Annotated in this window: 9 protein-coding genes; 8 read left to right on the forward strand and 1 reads right to left on the reverse strand. The window is 40.0% G+C overall.

Annotated features, from left to right (window positions below; all coding sequences use genetic code 11):
- Together HMPREF9944_RS00200 and HMPREF9944_RS00205 are read left to right on the forward strand one after the other, a co-directional pair.
- Positions 1-1,116 (forward strand): DUF6371 domain-containing protein, encoded by a 1,116-nt coding sequence (locus tag HMPREF9944_RS00200; protein WP_004292742.1) that lies wholly within the window; start codon positions 1-3, stop codon positions 1,114-1,116.
- A 282-nt stretch (positions 1,117-1,398) separates the two neighbouring features.
- Complete coding sequence (locus HMPREF9944_RS00205) at positions 1,399-2,802, forward strand: hypothetical protein (protein ID WP_004292734.1); 1,404 nt, start codon at positions 1,399-1,401, stop codon at positions 2,800-2,802.
- Between the two features lie 92 nt (positions 2,803-2,894).
- Here the strand turns inward: HMPREF9944_RS00205 and HMPREF9944_RS00210 are convergent, their stop codons facing one another.
- Entirely contained in the window at positions 2,895-3,860 is a 966-nt protein-coding gene (locus HMPREF9944_RS00210; RefSeq protein ID WP_004339683.1) for a CfxA family broad-spectrum class A beta-lactamase, read from the reverse strand.
- A gap of 913 nt (positions 3,861-4,773) precedes the next feature.
- Here HMPREF9944_RS00210 and HMPREF9944_RS00215 point away from each other — a divergent pair.
- The 6 genes from HMPREF9944_RS00215 to HMPREF9944_RS00240 all read left to right on the forward strand — a co-directional run bounded on the left by HMPREF9944_RS00215 (position 4,774) and on the right by HMPREF9944_RS00240 (position 11,237).
- Positions 4,774-6,021, forward strand: a complete 1,248-nt coding sequence (locus HMPREF9944_RS00215) for a hypothetical protein (protein WP_008563608.1) — start codon at positions 4,774-4,776, stop codon at positions 6,019-6,021.
- A gap of 84 nt (positions 6,022-6,105) precedes the next feature.
- Positions 6,106-7,734 (forward strand): leucine-rich repeat domain-containing protein, encoded by a 1,629-nt coding sequence (locus HMPREF9944_RS00220; RefSeq protein WP_008563609.1) that lies wholly within the window; start codon positions 6,106-6,108, stop codon positions 7,732-7,734.
- Between the two features lie 4 nt (positions 7,735-7,738).
- Positions 7,739-8,755 (forward strand): hypothetical protein, encoded by a 1,017-nt coding sequence (locus HMPREF9944_RS00225; protein WP_008563610.1) that lies wholly within the window; start codon positions 7,739-7,741, stop codon positions 8,753-8,755.
- Positions 8,756-8,783: 28 nt separating this feature from the next.
- Positions 8,784-9,719: a hypothetical protein gene (locus HMPREF9944_RS00230; protein ID WP_008563611.1), complete on the forward strand. Its 936-nt coding sequence runs from the start codon at positions 8,784-8,786 to the stop codon at positions 9,717-9,719.
- 3 nt (positions 9,720-9,722) lie between these two features.
- On the forward strand, positions 9,723-10,463 hold the full coding sequence (locus tag HMPREF9944_RS00235; protein ID WP_008563612.1) for a radical SAM protein: 741 nt from the start codon (positions 9,723-9,725) through the stop codon (positions 10,461-10,463).
- 93 nt (positions 10,464-10,556) lie between these two features.
- Positions 10,557-11,237, forward strand: coding sequence for a hypothetical protein (locus HMPREF9944_RS00240; RefSeq protein ID WP_008563613.1), 681 nt, complete (start codon positions 10,557-10,559; stop codon positions 11,235-11,237).
- Positions 11,238-11,344: the final 107 nt, after the last annotated feature.

Raw genomic sequence — 11,344 nt, forward strand, 5'->3', positions numbered from 1 at the left:
ATGGGCAATTATTCATTACAGAAGTATAAAGGAACGGCAACACGGCATACCTGCCCCAAATGCGGAGACAGGCATTCTTTCGTCTATTACGTGGACGAAAATAATGTGCCGTTGCATCCATCGGTCGGCAGATGTAACCACGAAAGCGGTTGTGGGTATCACTACACTCCGAAAGAGTATTTTCAAGAGCATCCTGAACACAGAACTACCAATGATTTCTCTTTTGACAGGCAAAGAGCAGAGCAGAAGAAAGTGAAGCAGCAAAGTAAGCCGACAGCCATCGGCTATATTCCCCCTCACTATGTGGAGAAGTCGCAAAGCGAGCGTAGCAATTTCTTCCGTTTCCTCTTCACACTCCTTACTTCCTACTATGGCGACAAGGCGAAAGAGGTGTTGAAGCGGTTGTTGGAGGAATACCGTTTGGGGGCTACCCGTGACGGCTCTGTTATCTTTTGGCAGATAGACAGGACGGGCAAGGTACGCACGGGAAAGGTGATGCAGTACAATCCCGAAGACGGACACCGTATCAAGGGAGGACAGACATCGGCAGTGAACTGGATACACAGCATATTGAAAAAGCAGCGTGTGTTGGCAGAGGATTGGCAACTATCCCAATGCCTTTTCGGGGAACACTTGTTGAAAACGCATCCCGACAAGGTGGTGGTCTTGGTGGAATCCGAGAAGAGTGCCGTTATCGGTTCTGCTATCTTCCCCGATTATGTATGGCTGGCTACGGGTGGTAAGAGTCAGATGAGAGAAGAGAAACTCCGTGTACTGTCAGGGCGAACCGTGCTTCTCTTTCCCGATGCCGATGCTTATGCCGAGTGGAAACAGCGAGCCGAGAGCATGTACTTTTGTAAGGTGGTGGTTTCGGACATCATCGAAAGGAATGCCACCCCGAAACAAAAAGAAGCCCATATCGACATAGCCGATTGGATTATCTTTCAGATACGGGAGGGCAAGGTGATGAGTACAGCCAACCACTTGGTCGAGGCTGAGAGAATCCTCCAGCGGATGATAGAGAAGAATCCCGTCCTGCAAAAACTGATAGACGATTTAGACCTTGTGCTGGTCGGTGCATCTCCAATCGGCAACGATGATGAAAAACCTCCCTGACGGAGGAGAGCGGAAGCCGTAGGCTGGAGTTTGCAGACAATGGCTTGCCATTGATATAGCCCACTATAACTACACGCTCCGCTTACGTAGTTGTGGGCTCTCCCGAGGGGATTAGGGTTTTACCCTAATGACCCACTCAGGGCGTTTCTCCCCTGAGAACCCAGAGCAAAGAGTGACCCTCTCTTTGCAATCTCCGCTTATGGGTTGCACCCCTAAGAACCCCATGCGTTTACGGACAGCGGAAAAGCAAACAATAAAGTACAAACCAAAAAACAAGTATCTATGGCAACAAAATCAAGCATACATATCAAGCCCTGCAACATCGCATCGAGCGAGGCTCACAACAGGAGGACTGCCGAATACATGCGCCACATCGGAGAGTCCAGAATCTATGTCGTTCCTGAACTATCCACCGATAACGAACAGTGGATAAATCCCGACTTCGGCAGTCCGGATTTGCGGATGCATTATGACAATATCAGACAGATGGTAAAGGAAAAGACCGGACGTGCCATGCAGGAAAAGGAGCGTGAACGCAAAGGCAAGAACGGTAAAATAGTCAAGATTGCGGGATGCTCCCCCATACGTGAAGGAGTGCTGCTTGTCAGGTCGGACACCACACTGGCAGACGTGCGTAAATTCGGTGAGGAGTGTCAAAGACGCTGGGGAATCACACCGCTGCAAATCTTCCTGCACAAGGATGAAGGGCATTGGCTGAACGGTCAGCCGGAAGCGGAAGACAGGGAAAGCTTCAAAGTCGGGGACAGATGGTTCAAGCCGAACTATCATGCCCATATCGTTTTCGACTGGATGAACCACGAAACAGGAAAGAGCCGAAAGCTCAATGACGATGACATGATGCAGATGCAGACCCTTGCATCCGACATCCTGCTGATGGAACGCGGGCAGTCAAAGGCTGTCACTGGTAAGGAGCATCTGGAACGGAACGACTTTATCATTGAGAAGCAGAAAGCTGAACTGCAACGCATGGATGCAGCCAAACGGCACAAAGAAGAACAGATAAATCTTGCCGAGCAGGAACTGAAACAGGTGAAATCAGAAATACGCACTGACAAGTTAAAGAAGACAGCCACCACGGCAGCGACAGCCATAACTAGTGGAGTTGCTTCTCTTTTCGGGAGTGGAAAACTGAAAGAACTGGAACGTGCCAACGAAAAACTGCAAGACGAGGTTTCAAAACGGAACACCAATATTGAAAAATTGCAGAGCCAAGTACAGCAGATGCAGAAACAGCATGATACGCAAATCCACAATCTCAGAGAAATGCACAGGCAGGAACTTGACATGAAAGAAAAAGAACTGTCACGGCTCGCCAGAATCATAGACAAGGCTTTCAGGTGGTTTCCGATGTTCAGGGAAATGCTGCGCATGGAAAAGTTTTGTGCCATGCTGGGATTCTCTAAAGAAATGACTGAAAGTCTTATAGTCAAAAAAGAAGCCCTGAAATGTAGCGGTAAAATCTATTCCGAGCAACACAGGCGGAACTTTGATATAAAGGATGATATTTTAAGGGTGGAAAATGACCCTGACGATGAAAGCAGGCTGAACCTGACAATAAACAGGAAGCCGATTGCCGACTGGTTCAGGGAGCAATGGCACAGGCTTAGATATGGAGCAAGAGTGCCGCAACAGGAAGAAAGAAAAAGTAGAGGATTCAAATTATAATAGAAGCAATTTGATTAGTAATCTAAAAGCACTCCGATAACGATTAGAGTGCTTTTAGATTGTTTATCATTAATTATCAAAGCAAGTGCAGTTTAAGATTTTACTGAAGTTTGCATTAATAAAGAATATACTACAGCTGATATATGCGCAACATATTGTGACGCTTGTGATTCATTTCCCTTGAAATCCTTAACAAATACCGCTAAGGTATAACTGATATTATTAGGCAGACATATATAGGCAACATCATTGTGAGCTGCAAGAACACCATTTTCATTAACATAACCTGAACCTGTCTTATGCGCTATAACAACCCCTTCTTTATCAAGAAGTGGAGCTGCTATCCTATCTACACCTGTTTTGCATTCTTTTAACGTATTCTTAATGAAACTTTGTTTCTCATCATCGATAAGACCTTCAGTAAACAAACGATTCATCAACATTGCAGCACCAAGAGGAGATGTATAGTTAGAGTAAGCCTTGTTATGGTCAGCCGACATTTCCTCTTCCGTATAAGCTATCTGAAAACTTGAACGAGGAATGAGTGTGGCTATAAAACTATCTGTTTGAGCGACATTAACCATATCCTTAAACATAAGGTTGCTTGCATTGTTGTCACTCTGAGTAAGAGTATAACGCAGCAAATCTCTCACTGTCAATGATATGACTGGCCCTGAATAATCTTTCAGCATAGGACTCCAAGTCTTTGGGTCAAGTTTATCCCTATTTATATTTACTAAGGTATCAAGTGAAATTCCTTTATTGTCAAAGTCATTACAAAGAGCTAATGCCTGATGAACCTTAAACACACTCATCATAGGATAAACACTCTTATTATTGACCTTAACCGTATCTCTGTTATTAACAATAACCGCCACACCAATTTCGCCAGGACAAGCTGAGACAATTTGAGAAATGCTATCAGTCAAAACATTTGTTAAAGGAGGATTTGCGCTATCTTTTGTCGCTGATTTATGGAACAATGAAAATACCAAGATGAAAATGCAAACTAAAGCTATACTCAAAACTACGATTTGTTTTTTTCTGTTTTTTTCCATGTTTATATTATTTATATTTGTTTGACGAGAATATCTTTATTTGCCGACAAAGGTACATAACTTTACGGAAAAATATGTTTCTAAAATATATAAATAGACAGCTGTGGGGAAAATGTGGGGAAAAATTAGATAATTAAAAAGGCTAAATGACTGGAAATAATCACTTAGCCTTTTAATCCGTACCCAGACCCGTACTTCGTAATTGCTGCGCCCATCATTCAAGACTGTCAAATCGGGTCTTTCCTGTCAAGCCAATGATGCCTATGCGTATGCCAAACACATGGATTACGGATTTCTCGTTCCGTGAACAAACACTTTATCCGCAACTCTGCTATGTGGTGTATTGGCTTAACTCCATTTCTATGGGCAACACTTTTGTTGCAGATTTCAAGCAGCTTTTATCGAAATACCCATCAGTAAGAACTCGTTTATTAGGCTTTCCTCATAATTGGGAACAAGAGCCTTTGTGGAGATAAAATAATTGCCCTGTTTCTTAAAAAGCACTGGGGCAAACCAGCTCCGTCTTTAATTGTTTCCAATAAATGGATTGTTTCAAGCCCCTATAGAAAGAGAACAAAAATTCCTGTGTGAAAATTAATCTACGACAAGGAGCAAGCAAGGAGCAATATCAAACAAAAATCAATACCTTTGCAGTACATATGAGATAGACCAAAACAAAAGTGGAATATCGGAAACGAATAGCAAGGAAAAGAGAAGAAACGACCCAAGTTGATGTCCTTTTTGAGTTAATAATCAATAAAAGCGTTAAATCTTCACCTTTTAGAATGTGCAATTAAAAATAACAACCATATTTCTGACTTATTATCTATAAAATATTGAGTAATAATCGGTTGTAAATACATATATTGACTATAAAACTCTATCAAGTATATTTTTCTGTGAAAATGAAGAGATGGAATTTGAAGATATTCCTCAATCTACATTTAAATCTGAATTAGGATTCAATCTTTTATGGTCCATTATTCTATCACGCTATTTTCCAGAATACTATATTCCTAACTTCTTCCCGATGCAATTTATTTATTTGAAAAAGATTGCAGAAAAGTATGATATAGAATTGCCTGATATGCCGAACCGTTCTGATTATAGAGGAAGGTGGCTTTATTATGATGAAATGTGCAAGCAATTAAATGAGTTTGCAATAGAGAATGATATACAGTCATTAAGCGAACTTTGTGCATTTCTTTATGGATATGAGATGTCTGTTGTCAAAGAAGAAATGGAATATGAACATCGCAAATCAATGCCAGATGTTCCTGAACAAGCCTGGATTCTTGTTGGCAACTATGGAGAGGCTGAAAAAACGATGAAGGAAGGTTTTTGGCAATCTAGCCCATTTACTAGCAAAGGCGATATTTTGGTTTTCTATGAAAAATCTCCAGTCAAGAAACTCAACTCGGTGTGGACAGCTTTGGAAGACGGCTTTATTGATCCCTTCGGGCACTATTATTCATTCTCTTACATTGGGAATAAAATAGAAATCCCGGACGACAAAGCAATCTCATATGCTGATTTCAAAAACAGTGACTATTTCAAAGCTCGTGACAAGAAAGGGAACTTCGTTAGCAAGAATTTCCAGGATGTCAGTGGATGGCAAGTTACTTTTGATGATTATGTTGAGATTAAGCGTATGTTATTGGAGAAGGGTTTTGATATCGAGAAATTGCCAAAACTTTATGAACCGGTAAAAGTAGGCAATGTAAAGATTGAACATGAGAAAGATGTATCAGAGCAACTGCTAATCCCTTTACTTGAACAAATGGGATGGGTGAAGGATAAGGATTTCAAGGGCGAAGTCGAATTTAATGCAGGTCGTGGAAAAACTGGGTTTGCCTCAGAAAAAAGACCTGACTTCCTTTTGCATATAGTTGAAACTAAGGATGATATAGAGGCTAAAGTTGCGATAGAGGTAAAACGTCATATGAAAAACGAGAAAGAAATTCATGAGAATTTCAAACAAGGGCGATCGTATGCCAAGTGGGGTGCTGCTGAAGTCCTGATGATTTGTGATATGATAAGAATTCGTGTCTATCAACGAAACAAAAAGAATCGTTTTGAAGAAACTGACTACACAGAGTTTAGCTGGAATGACACTGAGAACCCAGATAAATTTGCAGAATTAAAGAAATTGTTGTCATAAACGAAAGTTTATATGAGGTTGTCCCATGTTTTGAGACAGCCTCTTTTTAACTTTGCCCTCGAATCATTTTAATGTTCACTTAAAATGGAAAAAAGAAAGGTAATTCATCTAGAAGAGGCAAACACTCTTTCGAACTTCCTTACTAAGGAGGAGCGTGAGAATATTGTGTCATTAAAAATCACAGGACTAATAGGCCATAGGGATTTTGAAGATGTCCTTGATGAGATGTGTGATGCTTGTGGCGAATATGATGAATATGACAATTTTATACCAGACTCTGAGTTAACGCCCGCACTTAGACATCTTGATTTAGGTGAGGCAACATACGCTGATGGTGAAGGAATGCCTTATTTCGGTTTTCATGCTCAATTGGAGACCTTTATTCTTCCAAAAGGTTTAACGACTATCGGGTATGAAGAGACTGGCTTTTCTGAGTCTGACATGCTTAAAAAGATTGTCCTACCTGATGGCTTGAAAACGGTGTTTGGTTTTAACTCGTGTCCAAATCTCTCTGGTATTATTCTTCCGGATAGTGTGGAGAAAATCGATTCTTTTGCTTTCGCTGGATGCAAGGCAATTTCCTCACTTCGGATTCCTTCATTGGTAAAAGAAATAGATGGAAGCTGTTTTGCAGATTGTAATATTTCATCTTTTGAAGTGGATGAGAATAATCCATATTATTCAGCTGTTGAAGGCGTCGTCTTCAGCAAAGACCTTTCTACGCTTGTAGCATTTCCTTCGGCATATTCGAATAAACATTATGTTGTTCCTTTGGGTACAAAGGTGATAGGTTTTGCTGCCTTCATGGATAGTCATATTGAATGTGTAGAACTACCTGGTGGGCTGATGAGGATAGAAGCAGATGCTTTCCAGGGAAGTGATATTTGTAGATTAGATATGCCAGACTCTGTCGTTTCTGTTGGAGAACTTTCTTTCAGATTTTGTATGAATCTTGAAAATATACGGTTATCCAATAAACTGAGTTCTTTGCCTCGTCAGTTATTCAGCGGCTGTCCTAAGCTGAGAGATTTGAATGTTCCATCAAGTGTTAAAACCATATATTATTCTGCAATAGCATGGTGCGATGGGCTTGAAAATCTCTATTTGCAGGATGGTCTGGAAGAGATTGTGGATGAAGGTCCGATGTTAGGAGTCAAAGGAAAACTGAAAACAGTGAGTTTTCCAGCTACTATTGAGAAGGCTCCTGGTGGCGTGTTTAACTATAGTCCCTTGCTAAAAGAATTTAAGATGGATCCTTCTAATCCTTTTTTTGAGGTTATCGATGGGGTTTTGTGCTCAAAAGATGGAAAGACACTTTATTCTGTGCCTGATTACAATAGAACATCATATCAGGTTCCTGAAGGGGTAGAGGTAATTGCAGAGCGAGTTTTTGCATTCCTACCCATGATAGAAACTATAAATCTGTCATCAACATTAAAGATAATCAAATCAAGAGTTTTTCAGGGATGCAAATCCCTTCGTTCATTAGTAATACCCGCAAGTGTTGTACAGGTCGATGTGGATGCACTATGGGCAGACAATCTTAAGACAATTGTAATGGAAAGTTCTCTACCTCCAGAAATGACAGGGAACGTGAAGGATGAAGACTGGAGATACAAAGACGCAACTTTGCTAGTGCCACCAGATGCGGTAGCAGCATACAAGGAAGCTCCTGGATGGAAGTGTTTTATTGTGAAACAAAAGAAGAATTAAAGCTATGGGATGGGATGTTGTACAAATAGGATTAAGGCATAACTTGCCAGTACACGATCCGTTTGCAACGGCAAAGGAAGTCGCAAAAAGGATGAACCAGAATGTCAGACTTGTATATAGAAATGAATACAAGTATGATAAGGATAATAATGTCGTAAGTGAAGTCAATGGTTATGAATTAATCGAACTTGGGAAGTTTGAAGTAAACAATTCCACTGACTACCTACAAATGACAGTCTCTGATTATCAAAAGAAACACATTCAGGAATCAGTAGGTATAGACAATCTTCGAAAAGCTACTTTTGTGGGTGAATTCACAGATTTAATACTTAGTGGTGATTCTTTTGAATTATACGAAATTGAAGATAATGAAGAGACTCTTGATATCAGGATATTCAAAGAGAATGTAGATCTTGATATTAATATAGTTGGAAGATGGCACTGGTGGGAAGAAGCATTCCACTCATCAAGTCAAAAGAATCAGGAATGGTTACACAATTATCGAATGCAAATATATCATCAAGCAAAGATGTTTGGTTGCCAGGAGGTGATTATCTGTTCAGACCAAGGCCCAACCGAATTGATATATGATAATATGGATTATTCGGCAGATAACCTGAAAGAGTATGCCTGCTCTTTCCAGTATCTAAAAGATACAAACTGGGTCGAAAAGTATAAAAAAGAGGAATGGAGAAAGAATGCAAGACACATTACATTCTCCTCCTATTTTCAAAAACAACTTGAATTGGCAGATGGAGATTTCATTGAGATAATCTTTGATGATTTTAGCGATATTGACAATATAAAGAATAAGATTGATGACGAGCTGATTCAAGGCTGCAAAAGATTTTTGGATGATATGAAAAGAGTGGAGTTTGAGAAAAAGAAAAAGGAGGAAGAAGAAAGGAAAGCCTCGAAAGAAAGAGAGGCCAGGCGTAAATATTGGGCACAACAACTCTATTCAGACAAACACCAGGCTATGACCATAATAATTCCTGAAGACTCCAAATTAAAAAAATAGCATGTGTTGAAGATTTAAGATTAATAATATGATAACAGATAAAGAATACCCGGCAACTCATTCCATGGCTACTTCATGGTATTGTGTAGATGAAGATGGCAATGTAGGCATTTTCGACATTGATGACAATGGTCCTGTACCTGTTGGAGAATATAGACAGAATTGCGTGGACGAGGTTTTCTACGAGGATTTTACTTTTGATGAAGCTCAATTCAAGAGATTACATTTGAGCCCCGATCAGATATCCCAGATGCTGGAACCTATGGATATTAAAGATGTTTGGGAGGAAAGTGTCATTGATAACGGGCAAATAAACGTATCATGGATGGATGTCATTGTTCAGATTGACATGGATAAGTTCGATATCTTCAAAAAAGCACACGAATTGGATGCAAGCCCCTATCATCCTCTTGTCTGTCTGTCAGAAGAACTTGGTTTGTTCTATGCTGATTTCTTTGATAACAAAGCAGGTGTCGATCTGCTTGAACAGAACGATGTCGTCAAAGCAAAATTCAAAGCTCCACACTTTGAATATACGGATGAAGATGACAAGGAAGAGCAAGAAAGGATTGGAAAAGAAAATAAGAAATTCCCTGTTTATATATACAGGCAAAATTACTGGCCGTTTCACGATCCCGCTATAAGGGTTACCTGCCCCACGAATCCATTAAAAATCGACCAGTTACCAGATAACATAAAGAGGCAAGTCAAGGCATTATCTGTGAGGTTTAGTAAAAAAGAGAAAATACAATTGGCCGAATTACTGCCTGTAGGTAGCATCTGGAGCATTAGGTATGTTTATGACAATAAAATATGGTGGGAATTGGCTTCGTCGGATGGCGGAACTATCTATTATAATGAGTCAACTAATGTTATCATACAAAAGCAGGAGATGGATAGATATATTGATGAAGGACTGGCAGAAGAATGGGAATATGATAAGCATAAGGAAATCAAAAGATAGAATATGATTGAATTACTCTCCATAGACCTGTCCAACTATTGCTCTAAGCAATGTTTGTTCTGCTATAACCATAGCACACGAGAGGGCAATACACTTTGGAAGCCGCAGGAAGTGATAGATTTTGCGTCGGACTGTATCGTTCATGGCGTGAAGGCAGTATCATTGGGTGGCGGTGAGCCGTTTGAGTATGAAGGTGTTTTTGATGTGATAGATGCTCTTTATCCGAAGTGTTATTTGTCGGTTACCTCAAATGGTTTGCATTTGGAGAACAAAAAGATATGGGAAATGTTGACAGATCATAAGCCAGACAAGATTCATATAACCATCCACAAACCTGACAATGAAACAGAAGTGAACAGGGTGGAACGCCAAGTTCAGCGGATAGCGTCAATAGGAATCAAACCAGGACTGAACTTATTGGTTGGAGCAGATAAGGTTGCTCAGGCGAAAAATGTCTATGAACGGATGAGTAAAGTGCTGAATAGCGAACAAATCATTCTAGTTCCTCAGCGTTACACCAATACACCTACTTCCAAACAATTAGCTTCAGTATCTGGTGGAAAACCATTCCAAAGTCCATCATGTCTGCTAAAATGTCAACGTCCGAAGAACTTCTGTTCTGTTTCCTGGGACAAGAAAGTGAACTCATGTAGCTTTGCTCCTAACAAAGAAAAATTGAAATCGCTTGATTACAAAGGGTTGATTGAGGCATTGGAACAGGTGAAATGGAAAAGTTGCCAATAAAACACCATTTTTCAATATTATTATGAGGTTGTCCCACGAATTGGGATAACCTCATTTTAATTTTGCACTGTAATCAATAAACATACCCAGATTATGAGTGCTAAAGACGTAGGATTGGTCGTAAAAAACCATTGGCTGCATGAGCGTAGCAGGCTTTTTGAAAAGTATGCTGCCAAGATGTCTCTCACTATCGATAATGTTGAGATAAAACTGGATTACCCAGACGCGGGATGGATAGACATGCACATACTTGTCAATGGTGAGGAGAAAGAGCTTATAAACTTATCTGATGTTTATGAACCATTCGAAGACATCAAAGAGTGGTTGGAGAACATAGTGTCACATGTTTTTGATTTCACGCCATTCGGTGTGAATATCTATGATGAGAGCTATAATTACATCCTATATTATGAGCCAATTCTTTTTCAAACGGATGAACTATTGACTCCGACATCACCAGAACTGTGTGGCTTATTCTATATCTATGATGGTTGCGAAGGAAAGATTATGGCAGATGCAGTCTGTGAGACGAAAGCATTTGTGGGCAATCTGTATAAGAAGATTATAGAGTTTGCTCAGACAGCCAGTATGAACGACGACTTCATTGACGACTGGTGCTGGCAAGCATATAATGAAGAATGTGCCAAGATGTGGAAAGAAAATGATCCAGATATAAAGAACCTGTTTATTTGTAAGGTCACATCAGAACGAGTAGAAAAGTTCTTGTCAGATAATAATAGTACAGTAAGGTTTATTCCAATCAAAACTAAATAACGTGAGTTCGAAGAATTATAAGTGTCTGTAAATTTGGTGATTAGCGAAATTTGTTGTAACTTTATAGTACTGATTTACAAAGAAATACAAACAAAAATCGCTATGAT

Source organism: Segatella maculosa OT 289 (assembly GCF_000243015.1).
Taxonomy (GTDB): domain Bacteria; phylum Bacteroidota; class Bacteroidia; order Bacteroidales; family Bacteroidaceae; genus Prevotella; species Prevotella maculosa.